This window comes from Mesorhizobium sp. BHscii, from assembly GCF_053848065.1.
Genome location: NZ_JBSPKW010000008.1, coordinates 152,187 through 172,258, shown reverse-complemented (window position 1 = coordinate 172,258; position 20,072 = coordinate 152,187). Strand labels below are relative to the sequence as shown.

The window sequence follows — 20,072 nt, the reverse complement described above, 5'->3', positions numbered from 1 at the left end:
TAGCGCAGGTGGATGACAGGCGGGTGACAGCTTGTTGAGATGAGCTCAGGCCTCGCCAAATCCGCCTGGCGTCGGTGTCGTCACAATGACGGCTTCACCGGCTTCCAGCACCGTCTGGTCGCACGCCTTCAGGATTTCGACGCGGCCATTCTTGCGGCGGACCGTGGTCGAGCCGGCCTCGCCATCGCCGCCGCCATCCAGGCCTTGCGGCGGGCGATCGCGGTGCGAGGACAGGATGGCGCATTCCATCTTTTCGAGGAAACGGATGGTGCGCTTGGTGCCGTCGCCGGCACTCCATTTGCCTTTGCCGCCGGAGCCTTCGCGGATGTGGAAATCCTCAAGCAGGACGGGAAAGCGCAATTCCAGCACTTCCGGATCGGTCAGGCGCGAATTGGTCATGTGGGTGTGGACGCCGGAGGTGCCGGCAAAGCCGCGGCCGGAGTTCATCCTGCCTGCCGGCGAGCCGGAGCAGATCGTCTCGTAATACTGGTACTGCTTGTTGCCGAAGGTGAGGTTGTTCATCGTGCCTTGCGCGTTGGCCATCGCGCCCATGGCGCCGAACAGCGCATTCGTGACATGCTGGGAGGTCTCGACATTGCCGGCGACGACCGCCGCCGGATAGGCGGGTTTCAGCATCGAGCCATCGGGAATGATGATGTTGATGGGTCTCAGACACCCGGCATTCATCGGGATCATGTCCTCGACCATGACGCGGAAGACATAAAGCACGGCTGCGCGGGCGACCGGCTCGGGGGCGTTAAAATTGTTCTTCATGACCGGCGAGGTACCGGTGAAGTCGACAGTCGCCTCACGCTTTTTCCGGTCGACCGAGATCTTCACCTTGATGACTTGGCCGGTGTCGGTCGGATACTCGTATACGGAACTGTCGGGCAGTCGCTCCAGTACACGTCGCACGCTTTCGGCCGCATTGTCCTGGACGTGACCCATGTAGGCCTCAACTACGTCGAGGCCGAAATGCGTGACCATCTTGCGCAGTTCGGCGACGCCCTTTTCGTTAGCGGCAATCTGCGCCTTGAGGTCTGCGATGTTCTGATGCGGATTGCGTGCCGGGTAGGGGTGGTCGGTGAGCAGCGTCTCCAGTTCCTTCTCGCGGAACCGGCCGCGATCGACGATGCGGAAATTGTCGAACAGCACGCCTTCCTCGTCGACCGTGGTGGCGAGCGGCGTCATCGAGCCAGGCGCGGTGCCACCGATGTCGGCATGATGACCGCGTGAAGCGACGTAGAAGAGGATTTTTGGCGATTGGCCCATCTCCCCCCCAGGGGGGGAGATGCCCGGCAGGGCAGAGGGGGGCAACGTCGAGCGCTCAGCTTCGCGATACGCCGCCTCGCCAATTGGAGGCGTTGGCGGGGCAGCGCCCCCCTCTGTCGGCTTCGCCGACATCTCCCCCACAAGGGGGGAGATTGGTCGCTCTTCCTCAAACACCGGCGTCACCACGGTGATATCAGGCAGATGCGTGCCGCCATTATAAGGCGCATTCAATGCAAAGACGTCGCCGGGGTGAATGTCGCCCGAGTTGAGCCGGATGATAGTTTCCACCGAACGGTCCATGGAGCCGAGATGCACCGGCATGTGCGGCGCGTTGGCGACCAGCGCGCCATTGCGGTCGAAGACGGCGCAGGAGAAATCCAGCCTTTCCTTGATGTTGACGGAGTAGGCGGTGTTCTGCAGCGTCACGCCCATCTGCTCGGCGATCGACATGAACAGGTTGTTGAAGACCTCCAGCATGACCGGATCGGCTTCGGTGCCGAGCGCTGCCTGCCGGCGCTTTTTCTCGACGCGGCGCAAAAGCACATGGTTCTTGGCGGTGATTTCGGCTTGCCAGCCCGGTTCGACGACGATGGTCTGGTTCGGTTCGATGACCAGGGCAGGACCGGCAACGCTGTGCCCCGGCTTGAGCGCCTCGCGGCGAAAGATGCCGGCGTGACGCCAGATGCCGTCGGCGAAGATTTGCCGTTTCTCCGAAGGGCTTGGGGTTATGTCCTCAAGAACTGAATCGCTTTCCTCGCAGCCGGCGTCGCCGGTGTCGGTGCCTTCGACCCCGACCGATTCGACGATCATCGGCTTTCTGTCATAGACGAAGCCGAACTGCGCCTTGTGGGCCGTTTCGAAATCGCTCTTGGCTCGTGAAATCGAGCGGTGCTCGAAATTCACCGGCAGTGCGGTGTCGGTGCCGTCATAGCGGACCTGCAGCACCGGTTTCGAGGCGACGGTGTCCTCGGCGATGCCTTGTGCGGCGAGCTCGTCGATGACGGCTTTGCGCAATGTCGCGATAAGCTCGTCGATCGCCGGCTTGGAGTCTTCCGCCAGGGGTTTCAGCAGCGCCTGCTGGCGCGACGAAAAAGTCGAGGACAACCCGATGCCATAAGCCGACAGCAGGCCCGAGAACGGATGGATCAGCACCGCTTCCATGCCGAGTGCGTCGGCAACGAGGCAGGCGTGCTGGCCGCCGGCGCCACCAAAACAGTTCAAGAGATATTCGGTGACGTCGTAGCCGCGCTGCACGGAAATCTTCTTGATCGCGTTGGCCATGTTTTCGACGGCGATGGTGACGAACCCTTCGGCCACCGCCTCCGGCGTGTGGCCGTCGCCGATTTCGGCGGCGAGTGCTGCGAATTTTTCGCGCACGGTTTGCACGTCGAGCGGCTCGTTCTGGCCGGGTCCAAAAATGGCCGGGAAAAAGTCAGGCTGCAGCTTGCCCAGCATGACATTGGCGTCGGTGACGGCCAGCGGGCCGCCGCGCCGGTACGCGGCCGGGCCGGGATTGGCGCCGGCAGAATCTGGCCCGGCGCGGAAGCGGCCGGCCTCGTAATGCAGGATTGAGCCGCCGCCGGCGGCGACGGTATGGATGCGCATCATTGGCGCGCGGATGCGCACGCCGGCAACCTCGGTGTCGAAGGCGCGCTCATAGTCGCCGTCATAATGGGCGACGTCGGTGGATGTGCCGCCCATGTCGAAGCCGATGACCTTGTCGAAACCAGCGAGTTTCGCCGTCTCGACCATGCCGACGACGCCGCCGGCCGGACCGGACAGCAACGCGTCCTTGCCCTGGAACATATCGGCGGCGGTGAGACCGCCCGACGACATCATGAACATGAGGCGGGGGGATTCCCTCCCCCTCGATGGGAGGGTGGCGGCGAAGCCGCCGGGTGGGGTCGTTGCGGCAGTGCTCGACGTTCCTTGAGGCCTCGCGCTGCCTTGGGCGACCCCCTCTGGCCGCTTCGCGGCCATCTCCCCCTCGAGGGGGGAGAAAACGCCCAGCTCTTCCGCCACCCTCTGCACATAGCGCGACAGGATCGGCGACAGATAGGCATCGACCACGGTGGTGTCGCCGCGGCCGACCAGCTTGATGAGTGGCGAGACCTCGTGGCTGACCGAGACTTGGCGAAACCGCAGTTTTCTGCAGACTTTTGCAACCGCCTTTTCGTGGTCGGGATATTTCCAGGCATGCATGAAGACGATCGCCACGGCGTCGATGCCGTCGGCCTTGGCCTGTTCGATGGCTGGGCGCACGGCGGCGATGTCGAGCAGCCGATCGACGCAGCCGTCGGCGCGCACGCGCTCGTCGACCTCGATGACGCGCTCGTAGAGTTGTTCGGGAAGAATGATCTCCTTGGCGAAGATGTCGGGCCGCGCCTGATAGGCGATCCTCAGCGCGTCGCGAAATCCCCTGGTGATGAGCAGCAGCACGCGGTCGCCCTTGCGCTCCAGAAGCGCGTTGGTGGCAACGGTAGTGCCCATCTTGATGTCGCCGATCAGGCCGGACGGGATCGGCGCGCCGGATTTTAATTCGAGCAGATCGCGAATGCCCTGGATGGCGGCGTCGGTATAGGCTTCAGGATTTTCGGAAAGCAGCTTGCGCGGGTGCAGCCCGCCTTCCGGATCACGGCCGATGACATCGGTAAAGGTGCCGCCGCGGTCAATCCAGAAATCCCATTTGGCGGTCACGGTAGCTCTCCCAGGCATTTTATTGATTCAATATGTTAATTCGCCATGGCTTGGTGTTAGTTCGCCAGGGCTTCGCCGGCAACGGCAAAAGCAGATGATGTTACATGCGGAAACGCAACGTTATGAAACTCATAAGCGCCTGATGCATTCTGTCCTCGCTCGTCACCCGGTAGCGGGGGGCGTGATTAGAGGAGAGATGTCATGAAGAAACTCATTCTTGCGTCGGTTTCGGCGCTTGCCCTGCTTGGCGTTGCGGCTTGCAGCGACAGCGGCACGGGCGGGGACGCCACAACCACGCAGAGCACCAATCCGCCGGCGAACGAACAGCCGATGCAGCCAGCTCCTGACGCGACGAAGCCGGCCGAGCCGGCTCCGGCTGCGCCGGCGCAGTAGTTCTCAGGTGATGAACAGAAGGCCGGCATTATGCCGGCCTTCTGACTTCAGGACACGCTCCTCGCGGCCGCCGCCGCAAGCGCAGTTTCGCCCGTTACTTTTTCGCCCAGCAGAAGGGGCCGAATGGCAAGGCGACGAAGGCTGGCAGTTTCGCTCGCTGTGGCCGCTGCTGCCGCCTGCTGATTTTCCATGATCGACGGTTACGCCAGCTGGTCAGGCGGCCGCGAAATCGGCTGCCCTGCGGCATTGTCTTCGCTTGATAGCGGTGGCCAGTTAGCCCTAATAGGTGCCCATGTCGATTTGGGATCGCCTTGGCGACTTCATCACGCGCGTTTCGTCCTCAACCTCGTCCGGCGTCGCCGACGTGGTCGAGGCTGTGCGCACGGTTTTCTCCGGCGACCCGGATCTGCGCCGGCGCGTCGCCTTCTCGGTAGCGATGATCGCGCTGTCGGCCAAGATGGCCAAGGCCGACGGCATCGTCACGCAGGACGAGGTGCGCGCCTTCCAGCAGATATTTGAAGTGCCGAAGGACCAAACGCGCAATGTGGCGCGGCTCTACGATCTGGCCAAGCGCGACATTGCCGGGTTCGAGACCTATGCCGCGCGCATGGCGCAGCTTTGCGGCTCCGGTCATTCGAACTGCAAGATGCTGGAGGACATTCTCGACGGGCTGTTCCACATCGCCAAGGCCGACGGGCTGGTCCACGAGCGCGAAGGGCAGTTCCTGCATCGTATTGCCGAGATCTTCCGGATTGAGGAGGCGCATTACCAGAGCATTCTGGCCCGGCACGTCGACCTGGGTGCGGCCGATCCCTATGTCGTGCTTGGCATCGAGCGGGGAAAAACGTTCGAGGAGGTCAGGAGGCGTTATCGCAAGCTGGTTTCGGACAACCATCCCGACCGGCTGATCGCGCGCGGGCTGCCGCAGGAATTCATCAAGATCGCAACGAGCAGGATAGCGGCGATCAACGCGGCCTATGAGATGATCGAACGAGGCCTGCGGCACGCATGAGCGGCTTCCCGCCCGACGAGCCGAGCGCCGAGGTAAGGGTATCGCCGAATTTCGGTCCACGACGCGAGAAGCCCGACATGATCGTGCTGCACTACACCGGGATGGAGACTGGCGCTGGCGCCGAAGCATGGCTGTGCGATCCGGCCAGCGAGGTTTCGTCGCATTATCTCGTCCATGAGGACGGCCGCATCGTCCAGATGGTCAGGGAAAGCGACCGTGCCTGGCATGCCGGCAAGAGTTCCTGGTTCGGACGCAGCGACATCAACTCCTGTTCGCTCGGCATCGAGATCGTCAATCCGGGGCATTCGCTGGGCTATCGGAATTTTCCGAAACCGCAGATCGATGCCGTCATCGGCCTGTGCAAGGGAATTGTTCAGCGCCATACGATTCCAGCCCAACGGGTGCTCGCCCATTCCGACGTGGCGCCGGGACGCAAGATCGACCCCGGCGAGAAATTCCCTTGGAAAGCGCTGTTCGAGGCCGGTGTCGGCCATCTCGTCGAAGCGGCACCCCTCAGGCGCGGCGCGGTGCTGAAGGCCGGCGATGCGAATGCCGAGGTCGAGATGTTGCAATCGATGCTGGCGCTCTACGGTTATGGCGTAGAAATATCAGGCAATTTTGACCGGCATACCGAAATCGTGGTCGAGGCTTTTCAACGGCACTTCCGCCAACGCAAAGTGGATGGCGTGGCCGACGGATCGACAATCCGCACGCTGGAAAGGCTGCTTGCTTCCGTGAGGGCAGTTCCGCCCAAGTAGTCTTTTCCTAGCTGTTCAGTTACAGCCTGTCACTCAAAGTGACTTGCCTCGCCTTTTTTGCCGCCAATTCGGCCGTCAAAGGCGATCCGTGCAAATTGTCGGACCTTCAGCCCCAGATGTTCCGATGTTGATTTAGCGTAGCTGCGTGAAGTTCTTCGCGCGGTTCAAACAGAACAGGATCCCATGCAGAAATTGACCGTTTTAACGGCAGCTGTTGCTGCCGGCGTAATGACTTTTGCCATCGGTGCCGCCAATGGCGCGCCGCTGAGCCAGCGGGCCGACCAGGGTTTCATTACCGTGTCCGATAAAACCGCCACGCCGAAAGCCGGCCAAGATGCAAAGGAAAAAAGGACAGCCTCCGCAAAGGCGGTAAAAGCTGCTGCGGTAAAGGTGAAAAAGCCAGCATCCGCAAAGGCGGAAAAAGCTGGGGTAAAGGTAAACAAGCCAGCCTCCGCAAAAAATGCAGTCTCCAAACGGCACGTGAAGCGCAACAGGACCCGCATCGACGAGGCGACGACGGCGTCGATCGGCGGGAAAAGCCGGGCGGCGGCGCCGAACGCGGCGGCCGCTGGCGGCAGTGGCCAGTATTCGGCGATCATCGAGCGTCATGCCGCCAGCAATGGTGTGCCGGTCTCGCTCGCCAAGGCCGTCATCATGATCGAAAGCAGCTTCCGGCCGAACCAGGTCGGCAGCGCCGGTGAGATCGGCCTGATGCAGATCAAGCCGTCGACGGCGCGGATGATGGGTTACAGCGGCTCGATCAGCGGCCTCTACGATCCCGAGACCAACATCAAATACGGCATGAAATACCTCGCCATGGCGCAGAACCTCGGCGGCGGCACGACCTGCGGCACGATCCTCAAATACAATGCCGGCCATGGCGCCAAGCGGATGAACCCGATTTCCGCGGCCTATTGCGGCAAGGTCAAGGTGCAGTTGGCCGCGCTTGGAGCGCCGGCGTAATAAGCCCGAACCTGCTTTTTTCTTGCGTTTTCGGCCTTGAACCCCTTTATACGCCTTGCCAGCTGGCCGGGCGGCCGCACCCGCGAAGCCGAAAGGCTGCGGGTGAGGAAAGTCCGGGCTCCATGGAGACACGGTGCCGGTTAATGGCCGGCGGGGGCGACCCTAGGGAAAGTGCCACAGAAAGCAAACCGCCACGGTTTTACCGTGGTAAGGGTGAAAGGGTGGGGTAAGAGCCCACCGCGCGACTGGCAACAGGAGCGGCACGGTAAACCCCACCGGGAGCAAGACCGAATAGGGACGGTGCGAGGGGAAACCCTCGAGGGCTGTTTCCGGCTCACCGTCCGGGTAGGTTGCGTGAGGTGCATGGCAACATGCGCCCAAGATGAATGGCCGCCACGTTCTCGCGCCGCAAGGGGCGAGGGCCATACAGAACCCGGCTTACAGGCCAGCTGGCAATTTCTTCCAGATACTACAAGGAAATCCCCTGATATCAGCAGGTTGCGTCATCGGGCGCCTGCTGGTTCAGGCGCTTTACTACTGAACCGGCTTTCTGGGCAGTGGGCGTAACAAGCGTTTCTTGAAGTCGGTGCGATTAATCGCACCATATAGGCGCGGGCAATATCAGGAGCGCATCATGGGTCAGGTCGACAAACGCAGCATCACGCTTTCGCCGGAACTGGCGGCGGCGGTCGACGTTGTGGTCGCCGCCGGCGAATATGCTCGGCGAACGAGGTGATCCGCGACGCGCTCAGGCAATGGAAGGACCGCCGCGACCTGCACGGCTATACGGTCGAGGAGTTGCGCAAGCTGGTGCAGGAGGGAATTGACAGCGGACCGGGTCGGTTTGCGTCGATCGACGAAATCGAGGCCGAAGCGCGCAGACGATTGAAATCCGATAACGCGGCATGAATTTGCTGCCCATCATCCGAACTGCAATGCAGAAGAGGATTTAAGATCGCGACCTGGCTCCATGTCGCGCGAGACGACGAGGCTGTAGCGGACCGGCTGCTCGGACCGGAAGCCCGCTGGCAGCAACTACTGGCGACTTATCCCTCTCAGGCGCACCGCGCGAAGACATTCGCCCGGCATCCGCCATCTGGTCGTCGGCGAGTATCTCACCTTGTATCGCGTCAGCGAGGATGCAGTCGAGATCCTGCGCGTGCCGCATGGCCGGCGCAAAATCGAAGCCGACGATCTGGCTTCGTGATCGGTTCGTTCAGCCGCTGATACCGTCCAGCGACGCTTCGATCGCCTGCCAAAGCTCTTCCACCGGTTCGCAGCCGACCGACAGGCGAACGAAGCCGGGCGGAACAGCGTCTCCTCTTTTTGCTCGCCGTTCCGCCGACGTATGCACGCCTCCGAACGACGTCGCCGCCTGCATCAATAAGCAGTTGTTGATGAAATCCTCGGCCTTGTCCTCCGATGCCAGCACAAACGAGATGAGAAAGCCGAAGCGCTCCATCTGGGCGCGGGCGAGATTGTGCGAAGGGTCGCCTACCAGACCCGGAAAGCGCAAGCCGCTGATCGCACGATGGCTCTCCAGACGCCGCGCTATCACCTCGGCGGAAGAACACATGCGATCGAAACGCACGTCGAGCGTTTCCAAGCCGCGATGCACAAGCCACGCCTCGAACGGCCCGGGAATGGCGCCCGACGTCTCGCGCCAGCCGGACACGGCGGCGATGATGTCGGCATTGCGGCTGGCGACATGGCCGAACAGCACGTCGGAATGGCCATTGGGTGCCTTCGTGTCGGCGGCAATGACGATGTCGGCGCCGAGATCGAGCGGGCGTTGGCCGAAGGGCGTCATTGTCGTGTTGTCGACCACCAGAATCGCCCCCGCTTTGTGCGCCGCTTCGGCGACAGCCGTAATGTCGCAGATATCCAGTCCCGGATTGGCGGGAGTTTCGACGAAGGCCAGTCGATATCCATCGAAGCCGCCGTCGAGGAAAGTCGATGTCGGCCGGACATCGTGGGCGACGCCGAAAGGTTTTAGGAAACCCTCCGCCAGGGCCCGCGTGGTGTGATACCCGTCCGACGGCAGCAGGATACGGTCGCCGGATTTGAGCAATCCAAAAAACACCGCCGAGATTGCAGCCATTCCAGAGGGGAAGGCGACGCATGGCGCCCCTTCCAGATGCGCCAGCATGTCTTCGACCGCGTCCCAGGTCGGATTGCTGAAGCGGCCATATTGATCGAACCCGGTGGCGTCGCCGGGTGCATGATAAATGGCGGCCATAGTTAGCGGCAGGGGAATTGGGTCGCCCATGGCGAGCCTGCCGCGACGCAGATGGGAAAGTGCCGCGGCGCGCGATCTGGCTGTTTCGGACATGGATTTCAACCTTGTTTCTGACCGAGAAAAGAATCTGTTTCTGACCGGGAAAACACGGGCTGACGCTATGCGCGGTGGCGATCCGCGGCAAGCCGCCTCCGGTAGGCCAGGCGCTCTAAACGCTTCGTTAGGCTTAATGGAGCATAAAGACGGGAGTGCCGTCAGAGCTGCTCTCATCGGTTGTGGCGCGCGCGTTTGTGAAGCCTATTCCCGTTGACGCCCATAGCGCCCCATGATATCCCATTTCGATATTCAAGCCTTCGTTCCGCGTCAGGGTGAAGCGTACGCCAATCGGGCAGCCGCGGCGGCTGCGCGTTCGCCTGTTTTCGCCTTTCAGAACGAAGTGAGTTTTGGGCAGGGACCGCGCCGCGGCGGCGCGGGCGGGAAGATGCAGAGGGGTGCGGCGGCGCAAGCGGCCGTAACGCGTAATGGACCGGTTTCTGTCAAGCGCGGTGAACAGGATCGATGCGAAGGGGCGGGTGTCCGTTCCAGCGCATTTCCGTGCGGTTGTGCAGAAACGCGGCTATTCGGAACTCTATGCGCTGCGCTGCCTGGACCGTCCGGCGATGGATGTCGGCGGGCTCGACCTGCTCGACCGCTACGAGCAGCGCATCGCGCAGGAAGATCCTTTCCTGCAGGCGGCGGACGACATGTCGTTCTTCTGCCATGGCGATGGAACCTTTCTCAAGCTCGATCAGGACGGCCGCATCTCGATGACCGATTTCATCCGCGAGCACACCGGCATTTCCGCGGAAGCAGCGTTTGTCGGCCGCGGCAATTTCTTTCAGATCTGGGAACCTGGACGGCTCGCCGCCTATGGGGCGGAAGCACGCGCCCGGCTTTTGCAGCTTCGGCAGGGGACGAGGCCTGGGGAGCGGCCGGAATGATGGCGGGCTACGGCGATGACCCTCACGCCGCTGGCGGACCGGCCCGTCACATTCCGGTCCTCCTTGCCGAAGTGCTGGGGGCGCTTTTGCCTAAAGCGGGCGAGGTGATCGTCGACGGCACCTTCGGCGCCGGCGGCTACACCAAAGCCATTCTGGCATGCGGCGCCTCGGTCGTCGCTATAGACCGCGATCCGGATGCGATTGCTACCGGTCGTGCCCTCGAAAAACAATCGGGCGGCAGGCTCCGGCTTGTTCAGGCGCCATTCTCGACGTTGGACGAGCATGTCGAAAGCGCCGAAGGCGTCGTGCTCGACATCGGCATCTCATCCATGCAGATCGACCAGGCGGAGCGCGGTTTTTCGTTCCGGGCCGACGGACCGCTCGATATGCGCATGGCCCAGGCTGGTCTCAGCGCCGCCGATGTCGTCAACAGCTTCAAAGTGGGCGACCTTGCCCGCATCTTCGGGTTCCTTGGCGAAGAGCGCCATGCCGGCCGCATCGCCCGCATGATCGAAAGCCGTCGCGAAAAACATGCGTTCGAGCGCACGCTCGACCTTGCCGATGCCATCGAGACGCATGTCGGCCGCGCGCCGAAGGACAAGATCCATCCGGCGACCCGCGTCTTCCAGGCGCTGCGCATTTTCGTCAACGACGAACTCGGCGAACTGGCCAAAGCGCTGTTTGCGGCTGAACGCGTGCTGAAACCGGGCGGGCGGCTGGCCGTCGTGACGTTCCACTCCCTGGAAGACCGCATCGTCAAACGCTTCATCGCCGATCGCGCCGATGCGGCATCCGGATCGCGGCACCTGCCCGAGGCGCAGGCGCGCAGCGCCACCTTCAAAAAGGTGGGCAGCGGCGTGACGCCTGATGAGGCCGAGATATCAGCCAATCCGCGGGCGCGCTCGGCAAGGCTGCGCGCTGCGATCCGCACCGACGCACCGCCGCGCACTGGCGACTTTTCGATTTTCGGGCTTCCAAAGCTTCCTGAGCCAAAACTTCCCGGCGTCAATTGGCCGGGAGAGAGGTGAGCACGTGTTTCGTACCAGCGACATAGTCCTGATCGCCGTCATGGTTTCGGCTGCGGCCTTGACCTACAAGACCAAGCGCGAGGCCGAAGAACAATTGGCGGCGGTGCACAAGATCCAGGCGCAGATCCGCTACGAGGAGGATACGATCGATCTCCTGAAGGCGGACTGGAGCCTGCTGACCCAGCCGTCGCGCCTGCAAAAGCTGGCCGAGATCTATAAATCGCAACTCGAGCTCGAGCCGGTCAGCGCCCGCCAGATCATCGGGCTGGACGATCTGCCGGCAAAACCCCTCACCATCGAGGACCTTTCGTCCGAGCGACTGGGTGGCATGGCCGACAATTCTGGCAAAGGACCCTTGGGTGGCAAGGACCCTGTGGTCACCGGAGGCATCGTCCAATGATTCCCAGACTTCCATTGATCGCCAGACTGCTGAAGCGCCCCGCCAAGTCGGAAGACGGATCGATTGTGGTCGAAGGCGCCCGCAAAGCGACCGGCGGCAAGGGCAGGACCCGCATCGTGATGACGATGGCGGTGTTCTTCGGCATCTATTCGATCATCACCGGGCGGCTGGTCTATCTGGGTTTCCAGAACCCCGACCTGTCCGGCGGTCCGCAGAGCCGGGTGACTGCGTCTCGGCCCGATATCGTCGACCGCAACGGCGAAGTTCTGGCGACGGACATCAAGACGGCGTCGCTATTTGCCGAACCGCGCCGCATTGTCGACGCCGACGAGGCGATCGAAAAGCTGGCGACGGTGCTTCCCGAAATCGACTACGAACAGACCTACCATAAGCTGAAGAGCGGCGCCGGCTTCGTCTGGCTGCAGCGGCAACTGACGCCCAAGCAGCAATCGGATATCATGCAGCTCGGCATTCCCGGCTTCGGCTTCCGCACCGAAAAGCGCCGCTTCTATCCGGCCGGCGAAACCTCGTCCTACATCGTCGGGCTCACCAACATCGACAATCAGGGCATCTCCGGCATGGAGAAATACATCGACGAACAGGGGCTGAGCGACCTTCAGGCGTCGGGACTTGCGGTGGCCAAGGATCTGAAGCCGGTGCAGCTCTCGATCGACCTGCGCGTCCAGCATATCGTGCGTGACGAGGTCGCCGCCGGCATGGAGAAATACCGCGCAATCGCTGCGGGCGCCGTCGTTCTCAACATCAAGACCGGCGAAGTGATGGCGATGGCCTCGGTTCCGGATTTCGATCCCAACAACCCGTACAATGCGCAGGACAAGGACCGCTTGAACCGCATGTCGGCCGGCCTTTACGAAATGGGTTCGACCTTGAAGAGCTTTACCACCGCCATGGCGCTCGATTCCGGGAAAGTGACGCTGGAAAGCCGTTTCGACGCTTCGCGCCCGATCAGGATCGGCCGCCAGACCATCCATGATTTTCATGGCAAGGCCCGGGTGCTGTCGGTGCCCGAAGTGTTCATCTATTCGTCCAACATCGGTTCGGCCAAGGAAGCCGAAGCGGTCGGCATCGAGGGGCACCGCGAATTCCTGCATCGCCTGGGCATCCTCGAGAAGATGCAGACGGAACTGCCTGAAGTCGCCCGCCCGACCGAGCCCAAAGTCTGGAAGCAGGTCCATTCGATCACCATCGCCTTCGGTCACGGCGTGTCGACGACGCCGCTGCAGACGGCGGTCGGCTGTGCCGCGCTGGTGAACGGCGGCTATCTGATCCAGCCGACATTCCTGAGGCGCGCGCAGGAACAGGCGATGTCGGTGGCCAAGAAAGTTGTCAGCGACAAGACCTCCGAGAGCATGCGCTATCTCTACGCGCTGAACGCCGAGAAAGGCTCAGGCAGGAACGCCAGGGTTCCTGGTTATCGCGTCGGCGGCAAGACCGGAACGGCAGAGAAGGTTGTCAACGGCCGCTACTCAAAGGACAAGAATTTCAACGCCTTCGTCGCGGCTTTCCCGATGGACGATCCGCAATACATCGTGCTTACGATCGCCGACGAACCGAAGCCGGAAAAACCCGGCATGGGTGCAACGGCCGCCTCGAATGCTGGTGTCATGGCTGCAAACATTATCCGACGTTCGGCTTCCATGCTTGGCGTGAAGCCAGATTTCAGCCATGAAAATGGCGCAACGCTGGTTTCCTATCAGTGATTCTTGGGGCGCGCCGGCAACTGCGCGCTATTTTGTTGCTATGAACGGGGTTCGATGAAGCTGAAAGATCTAGCCGGTATCCTGTCTGTCGAAGGGACAGCTTCCTTCGATACGGAGGTTACCGGGATTTCGTCGGATTCCCGCCAGGTAGCACCGGGCGTGGTCTTCTTCGCGCTCACTGGCACCAAGGCCGATGGCACGGCCTATGCCGCCGATGCCGCCAGTCGCGGCGCAGTGGCGATCGTGGCCGGCAAGGGCAGCGCCGTCGCCGGACTGCCGGTGCCGGTTCTCGCCGTCGACGATCCGCGCCTTGCGCTGGCGCTGAGTGCCGCCCGCTACTTCGGCAGGCAGCCGCAAACCATGGTCGCGGTGACCGGTACCAGCGGCAAGACATCGGTTGCGGCCTTCACAAGGCAGATATGGGAGCAGTCAGGGTTTGCCGCTGCTTCAATAGGCACGACCGGCGTGGTGGCGCCGGGCCGCAACGAATATGGCTCGCTGACCACCCCCGACCCGGTAGATCTGCACAGGCTGCTGAGGGAACTGGCGGATGCCGGCGTCACCCACGCATCGATGGAGGCCTCCAGCCACGGCCTCGACCAGCGCCGGCTCGACGGCGTGAAGCTCGCAGCCGGCGGGTTCACCAATCTCGGCCGGGACCACATGGACTATCATCCGACAGTCGAGGACTATCATCGCGCCAAGCTGCGCCTGTTCGACGCGCTGCTGCCGAAGGGCGCGCCGGCCGTCATTTTTGCCGACGATCCGTGGTCGGAGCCGACGATCCGGGCGGCGAGGGCGGCAGGACTGGATGTGCTGACGGTCGGCCGCCACGGCGAGTTCCTGAGACTGAAGCGGGTCGAGCACGAGCGCCACCGCCAGCGCGCCGAAGTGGAAGTCGATGGCGTTCTCCACGAGGTCGACCTGCCGCTGGCCGGGGATTTCCAGATCGCCAATGCCCTGGTCTCGGCTGGCCTCGCTATTTCTACTGGAACGCCAGCCGCCAAAGCCCTGCTGGCGTTGGAGAAATTGAAGGGCGCGCCGGGTCGGCTCGACCTCGTTGGGACAACATCCCATGGTGCGCCGGTCTATGTCGATTATGCGCACAAGCCGGACGCGCTGGAAAACGTGCTGGCGTCGGTGCGGCCGTTCACCACCGGCCGCGTCATCGTCGTGTTCGGCTGTGGCGGCGACCGCGACCGGGGCAAGCGTCCGATCATGGGTGAAATCGCTACGCGGCTCGCCGATGTCGTTATCGTCACCGACGACAATCCGCGTTCGGAAGTGCCTGAAACGATCCGTGCCGCGATCCTTGCCGCAGCACCCGGCGCTATCGAGATCGGCGATCGGCGCAAGGCGATCCACGAGGCAGTCGCCATGCTCCATGCCGGCGACACGCTGATCGTGGCCGGCAAGGGCCATGAGGAAGGCCAGACCATCGGCGCCGAGACACTGCATTTTTCCGACCATGAGGAAGTCCGCGCCGCGCTTCAGGAGCGCGCCGCATGAGCTTTCTGTGGACCTCCGAGGATCTCGTCGCCGCCATGGGCGGACGACCCCTTGGCCCGATGCCGGAGGGTATCAGCGGCATCTCGATCGATAGCCGCAGCCTTGAGCCGGGCGATGCTTTCTTCGCCATCAAAGGCGAGGCGATGGACGGCCATGATTTCGCGACCGCCGCCATCAAGGCCGGCGCCGGCGTGCTGGTCGTCGCCGAGGGCAAGCTGCCGTCGCTCGGGCGGCTAACCGCGCCGATGATCGTCGTGCAGGACGTGCTGGCCGCGCTGGAAAAGCTCGGGCTGGCCGCCCGCGCGCGCTCGAACGCCAAGATCATCGCGGTGACCGGTTCGGCGGGCAAGACCACCACCAAGGAAGCGCTGCGCCATGTGCTGTCCGCGGTCGGCAAGGTGCACGCATCGGCCCAGTCGTTCAACAACCACTGGGGCGTCCCGCTGACGCTGGCGCGGATGCCGGTGGACTGCGACTATGCCGTGTTCGAGATCGGCATGAACCATCCCGACGAGATCCGGCCGCTGGCCAAGATGGTCCGGCCGCATGTCGCCATCGTCACGCTGATCGCCGCGGCACATCTCGGCTTCTTCCGCAATCTGGACGAGATCGCCAGGGCCAAGGCCGAGATTTTCGAGGGGCTGGAACCGGATGGTGCTGTCCTTCTCAACCGCGACGACCCGCGCTGGAAGCTTCTGGACAAGATGGCAAGAGCCGCCGGCGTCGAGCACATTTACGGCTTTGGCGAGAATGCCCGGGCGACATTCAAACTGCTCGAATGCGCGCTGCATGCCGATCATTCTATCATCACCGCCAAAATTGGCGGTCAGGAAATCACCACCAGGGTTGGCGCGCCGGGCCGACATATGGTGCAGAACGTGCTGGCCGTGCTGGGCGCCGCGCATCTGGTCGGCGCCGACATCGCCAGGGTGGCGACGGCGCTGGCCGATCTTTCGGCCGAACGCGGACGCGGCAAGCGCCACGTGCTGCGTCACCCGAAAGGTCCGATCACGCTGATCGACGAGAGCTACAACGCCAATCCGGCGTCGATGAGCGCTGCAATGGCGCTGCTCAACGCGACGCCGGTGTCGGGCGAAGGGAGGCGCATCGCGGTGCTCGGCGACATGCTAGAACTCGGCGAGCATTCCGCGAAGCTGCACGCAGCCCTTGCCGATCTCATCGCCGGCACCGAAACGCGCACGGTCTTTCTCGCCGGCCCGGAAATGCGGGCGCTGGCCGACACCCTTCCTGATGAGATCGAGACGGAGTATCGCGCCGGCGCAGAGGATCTGAAACTGGTGCTTCTGTCGGCGCTGAAGCCTGGCGACGTGGTGATGATCAAATCGTCGAAAGGCATCGGGTTCTCCAAATTGGTCGACGCATTGCTCAGCAAATTTCCGGCGGTAGCCACAACCGCCAAACAGGCCTAGAGCCAGGTCCGGGGACCGAATCGCATGTTCACACTGCTCGTCGAATTCGCGGACAAGATCTCGGTCTTCAACGTCTTTCGCTACATAACCTTCCGTACCGGCGGCGCGCTGATCACCGCGGCGCTGATCGTCTTCATCTTCGGGCCGGCTATCATCAATTCGCTGAGGCTGCGGCAGGGCAAGGGCCAGCCGATCCGCGCCGACGGGCCGCAGACGCATTTCAAGAAGGCCGGCACTCCGACCATGGGCGGGCTGATGATCCTGTGCGGCATCATCGGCTCGTCGCTTTTGTGGGCGAACCTGTCCAGCATCTATGTCTGGGTGGTGCTGCTGGTGACCCTGGGTTTCGGCTCGATCGGGTTCTACGACGATTATCTCAAGGTGACGAAGCAATCGCATCTTGGGTTTTCCGGCAGGGCGCGGCTGGGGCTTGAATTCGTCATCGCCGGCATCGCCGCCTGGGTGATCATGCACAATGGCCAGGCGCCGTTCTCGTCGTCGCTGACTTTCCCCTTCGCCAAGGAATTTCTCATCAATCTCGGCTGGTTCTTCATCCCGTTCTCGTGCTTCGTCATCGTCGGCGCCGGCAATGCGGTGAACCTGACCGATGGCCTCGACGGGCTGGCGATCGTGCCGATCATGATTGCAGCGGCGTCCTTCGGCGTCATCGCCTATCTCTCCGGCAATGCGGTGTTCGCCGAATATCTGCAGATCCATTTCGTGCCTGGTACCGGTGAATTGGCGGTGGTCCTCGGCGCAGTGATCGGCGCCGGCCTCGGCTTCCTGTGGTTCAACGCACCGCCGGCGGCGATCTTCATGGGCGATACCGGCTCGCTGGCCCTGGGCGGCCTGATCGGCACGGTCGCAGTTGCCACCAAGCACGAGATCGTGCTGGTCATCGTCGGCGGCCTGTTCGTCGTCGAGATCCTGTCGGTCATCATCCAAGTCGGCTACTTCAAGATGACCGGCAAGCGGGTGTTCCTGATGGCCCCGATCCACCATCATTTCGAAAAGCTCGGCTGGACCGAAAGTCAGGTGGTGATCCGCTTCTGGATCATCGCCGTCATCCTGGCGCTGGTCGGCCTGTCGACCCTGAAGCTCCGATAGGAGGCCGCTTGATCCCCGCCACATCCTTCGCAGGCAAGCGCGTTTCGCTCTTCGGGCTCGGCGGCTCGGGGATCGCCACGGCGCGCGCGCTGATCGAGGGCGGAGCGGAGGTGCTCGCCTGGGACGACAATCCCGGCAGTGTCGCCAATGCCGTGGCCGTCGGGATCGCGACCGGCGATCTGCGCGGCGCCGACTGGGCGAAGTTCTCGGCCTTCGTGCTGTCGCCCGGCGTGCCGCTGACGCATCCGAAGCCGCACTGGACAGTGGAACTGGCGCGCGCTTCAGGCGTCGAGATCATTGGCGACATCGAGCTGTTCTGCCGGCAGCGGACGTTGCTGGCGCCGGCAGCGCCCTTCATCGCCATTACCGGCACCAACGGCAAATCGACGACGACGGCGCTGACGGCGCATATCCTGAAATCGGCCGGACGCGACACGCAGATGGGCGGCAATATCGGCCGCGCGGTGATGACGCTCGATCCACCGGAGCCTGGGCGGCATTATGTCGTGGAATGCTCGTCCTACCAGATTGACCTGGCGCCCTCGATCAATCCGACCGCCGGCGTCCTGCTCAATCTGACGCCGGATCATCTCGACCGTCATGGCACGATGCAGCACTACGCCGCGATCAAGGAACGGCTGGCGGCCGGCAGCGAAACGGCAATCGTCGGTGTCGACGATTCCTGGTGCGCCCAGCTCGCCGACCGGCTGGAGCGGGCGGGCCGGCACGTCATCCGCATTTCCAAACGCCTGCCGCTGACCGATGGCTATTTTGCCGACGGCACCGATCTGATGGAGGCGGTGCATGGCCGTTACAGCCGCGTTGCCTTTCTCGAAGGCATCGGCTCGCTGCGCGGCCAGCACAATGCGCAGAATGCGTTGGCCGCTATCGCCGCCTGCCTTAAGGTCGGGCTCGAGCTGGGCGAGATCCAGTCGGGACTGGAGAGCTTTCCCGGGCTGGCGCACCGTATGGAGCAGGTCGGCCGCAAGGGCCATGTGCTGTTCATCAACGATTCCAAGGCGACCAATGCCGATGCGGCAGCGCCCGCATTGTCCAGCTTTCCGCGCATCTACTGGATTGCCGGCGGGTTGCCGAAAGAGGGTGGCATCGAGCCGTTGCGGGGCCTCTTTCCGCGCATCGCCAAGGCCTACCTGATCGGCGAGGCCGCACCAGCCTTCTCGGCGACGCTCGGCGAGGCGGTGCCTTACGAGATCTCCGGCACGCTGGCCGCAGCAGTCGAGCATGCCGCAAGCGACGCGGCCAAGGATGATGACAACGGCGAGGTGGTGGTGCTGCTTTCGCCGGCCTGCGCCAGTTTCGACCAGTTCAAGAATTTCGAAGTGCGCGGCGAAGCCTTCAGGCAAGCTGCGAGCACTATTGATGGCGTGAAGCTCATCGGAGGGGCACGATAATGCAAAGCCGTCTCGACAAAAGCCCGGTCGCCACCTGGTGGTGGACGGTCGATCGCTGGTTCCTGGCTGCGTTCCTGTCGCTGATGGGACTCGGCATCGTACTGTCTTTCGCGGCAAGCCCGGCGGTGGCCCAGCGCATCGGCCTGGACAGTTTCCACTTCGCCACACGGCAGATCATCTTCACCATTCCCGCACTTGGCGTGATGCTGGCCGTCTCCTTCCTGGAATCGCGGCAGATCAGACGCATGGCCCTGGCGATGCTGTGCGTCATGCTGGTGCTGATGGTGGCGGTACTCTACATCGGCGTCGAGGTGAAGGGCGCGCGGCGCTGGGTGTCGCTCGCCGGCGTGTCGATCCAGCCGTCGGAATTCCTGAAGCCGGCGTTCGTCGTCATCTGCGCCTGGCTGTTTGCCGAACACAAGCGCCAGCCCGACATTCCAGGCAATCTGTTCGCCATGCTGCTGCTGGCCCTCGTCATTTCGCTGCTGGTGGCGCAGCCTGATTTCGGCCAGACAATGCTGGTGCTCGGCACCTGGGGAGTGATGTTCTTCATGGCCGGACTGCCATGGCTGTGGATCATCGCGCTGGGCGCTGCCGGCATCGGCGGCGTGTTTGCCGCCTATACGGTGTTCCCGCATGTCGCCGGCCGCATCGATCGCTTCATGACCGGCGAGGGCGACACGTTCCAGGTCGACATGGGCCGCGATGCGCTGATCAATGGCGGCTGGTTCGGCGTCGGGCCGGGCGAGGGCACCGTCAAGCGGGTCATACCCGACAGCCATGCCGATTTCGTCTTCTCGGTGGCCGGCGAGGAGTTCGGACTGATCATGTGCTTCTTCATCATGACCATCTTCGCCTTCATCGTGCTGCGCGGCCTCAGCACCGCGCTCAAGGAGCAGGACGATTTCACCCGCTATGCGGTTGGCGGCCTGGTCACCGTTTTCGGTCTGCAGTCTGTCATCAACATGGCCGTCAATCTGCAGCTGATGCCTGCCAAGGGCATGACCTTGCCGTTCATCTCCTATGGTGGCTCCTCGCAGATCGCCATCGCAATCTCGATGGGCATGGTGCTGGCGCTGACCCGCAAGCGGCCGGAAAAGCGCAAGCAGTTGGGCTTCGCACCGTCGCAGCGCGCCATGCCGGCGGAGTGA

The 20,072-nt window shown here is 63.0% G+C and carries 16 protein-coding genes and 1 other RNA gene; 15 read left to right on the top strand and 2 right to left on the bottom strand.

Going from position 1 to position 20,072, the window contains the following annotated elements; genetic code table 11:
* Positions 1 to 45 precede the first annotated feature (45 nt).
* On the bottom strand, positions 46 to 3,969 hold the full coding sequence (locus ACWTU7_RS14110) for a hydantoinase B/oxoprolinase family protein (RefSeq protein ID WP_455840295.1): 3,924 nt from the start codon (positions 3,967 to 3,969) through the stop codon (positions 46 to 48).
* 201 nt (positions 3,970 to 4,170) lie between these two features.
* Here ACWTU7_RS14110 and ACWTU7_RS14105 point away from each other — a divergent pair, with 201 nt between their 5' ends.
* From ACWTU7_RS14105 to ACWTU7_RS14080, 6 genes are all read left to right on the top strand, one after another.
* The gene (locus ACWTU7_RS14105) at positions 4,171 to 4,362 is read left to right on the top strand and encodes a hypothetical protein (RefSeq protein WP_029351485.1); all 192 of its coding nucleotides are present in this window, start codon (positions 4,171 to 4,173) and stop codon (positions 4,360 to 4,362) included.
* Positions 4,363 to 4,654: 292 nt separating this feature from the next.
* A complete protein-coding gene (locus tag ACWTU7_RS14100) occupies positions 4,655 to 5,374 on the top strand; it encodes a J domain-containing protein (RefSeq protein WP_095518665.1) in 720 nt (239 codons plus the stop codon).
* Positions 5,371 to 6,132, top strand: a complete 762-nt coding sequence (locus ACWTU7_RS14095) for an N-acetylmuramoyl-L-alanine amidase (RefSeq protein ID WP_455840296.1) — start codon at positions 5,371 to 5,373, stop codon at positions 6,130 to 6,132. The genes ACWTU7_RS14100 and ACWTU7_RS14095 overlap by 4 nt, the downstream gene beginning before the upstream one ends.
* 183 nt (positions 6,133 to 6,315) lie before the next feature.
* Positions 6,316 to 7,095, top strand: coding sequence for a lytic transglycosylase domain-containing protein (locus ACWTU7_RS14090; RefSeq protein WP_455840297.1), 780 nt, complete (start codon positions 6,316 to 6,318; stop codon positions 7,093 to 7,095).
* A 58-nt stretch (positions 7,096 to 7,153) separates the two neighbouring features.
* Positions 7,154 to 7,552, top strand: an RNA gene (gene rnpB, locus ACWTU7_RS14085) — RNase P RNA component class A.
* A gap of 275 nt (positions 7,553 to 7,827) precedes the next feature.
* Complete coding sequence (locus ACWTU7_RS14080) at positions 7,828 to 8,004, top strand: ribbon-helix-helix domain-containing protein (RefSeq protein ID WP_455840298.1); 177 nt, start codon at positions 7,828 to 7,830, stop codon at positions 8,002 to 8,004.
* A gap of 307 nt (positions 8,005 to 8,311) precedes the next feature.
* Here ACWTU7_RS14080 and ACWTU7_RS14075 read toward each other — a convergent pair whose 3' ends face one another.
* Positions 8,312 to 9,427, bottom strand: a complete 1,116-nt coding sequence (locus ACWTU7_RS14075) for a cystathionine gamma-lyase (protein ID WP_455840299.1) — start codon at positions 9,425 to 9,427, stop codon at positions 8,312 to 8,314.
* A gap of 428 nt (positions 9,428 to 9,855) precedes the next feature.
* Between ACWTU7_RS14075 and mraZ the strand changes: the two genes are divergently transcribed.
* Genes mraZ through ftsW form a run of 9 tightly spaced genes read left to right on the top strand, consistent with a single transcriptional unit; the run spans position 9,856 to position 20,072 of the window.
* Positions 9,856 to 10,314, top strand: coding sequence for a division/cell wall cluster transcriptional repressor MraZ (gene mraZ, locus ACWTU7_RS14070; RefSeq protein ID WP_455840300.1), 459 nt, complete (start codon positions 9,856 to 9,858; stop codon positions 10,312 to 10,314).
* Complete coding sequence (gene rsmH / locus ACWTU7_RS14065; RefSeq protein ID WP_455840301.1) at positions 10,311 to 11,342, top strand: 16S rRNA (cytosine(1402)-N(4))-methyltransferase RsmH; 1,032 nt, start codon at positions 10,311 to 10,313, stop codon at positions 11,340 to 11,342. Before mraZ ends, rsmH begins: the two co-directional genes overlap by 4 nt.
* 4 nt (positions 11,343 to 11,346) lie before the next feature.
* The gene (gene ftsL, locus ACWTU7_RS14060; RefSeq protein ID WP_455840302.1) at positions 11,347 to 11,742 is read left to right on the top strand and encodes a cell division protein FtsL; all 396 of its coding nucleotides are present in this window, start codon (positions 11,347 to 11,349) and stop codon (positions 11,740 to 11,742) included.
* On the top strand, positions 11,739 to 13,463 hold the full coding sequence (locus ACWTU7_RS14055) for a peptidoglycan D,D-transpeptidase FtsI family protein (protein ID WP_287152298.1): 1,725 nt from the start codon (positions 11,739 to 11,741) through the stop codon (positions 13,461 to 13,463). Before ftsL ends, ACWTU7_RS14055 begins: the two co-directional genes overlap by 4 nt.
* 54 nt (positions 13,464 to 13,517) lie before the next feature.
* Complete coding sequence (locus ACWTU7_RS14050; protein WP_455840303.1) at positions 13,518 to 14,972, top strand: UDP-N-acetylmuramoyl-L-alanyl-D-glutamate--2,6-diaminopimelate ligase; 1,455 nt, start codon at positions 13,518 to 13,520, stop codon at positions 14,970 to 14,972.
* A complete protein-coding gene (locus ACWTU7_RS14045) occupies positions 14,969 to 16,402 on the top strand; it encodes a UDP-N-acetylmuramoylalanyl-D-glutamyl-2,6-diaminopimelate--D-alanyl-D-alanine ligase (RefSeq protein ID WP_127211748.1) in 1,434 nt (477 codons plus the stop codon). The genes ACWTU7_RS14050 and ACWTU7_RS14045 overlap by 4 nt, the downstream gene beginning before the upstream one ends.
* Positions 16,403 to 16,426: 24 nt before the next feature.
* The gene (mraY, locus tag ACWTU7_RS14040) at positions 16,427 to 17,509 is read left to right on the top strand and encodes a phospho-N-acetylmuramoyl-pentapeptide-transferase (protein WP_029351461.1); all 1,083 of its coding nucleotides are present in this window, start codon (positions 16,427 to 16,429) and stop codon (positions 17,507 to 17,509) included.
* 8 nt (positions 17,510 to 17,517) lie between these two features.
* Positions 17,518 to 18,921: a UDP-N-acetylmuramoyl-L-alanine--D-glutamate ligase gene (gene murD, locus ACWTU7_RS14035; RefSeq protein ID WP_455840304.1), complete on the top strand. Its 1,404-nt coding sequence runs from the start codon at positions 17,518 to 17,520 to the stop codon at positions 18,919 to 18,921.
* Complete coding sequence (gene ftsW / locus ACWTU7_RS14030; protein ID WP_029351459.1) at positions 18,921 to 20,072, top strand: putative lipid II flippase FtsW; 1,152 nt, start codon at positions 18,921 to 18,923, stop codon at positions 20,070 to 20,072. The genes murD and ftsW overlap by 1 nt, the downstream gene beginning before the upstream one ends.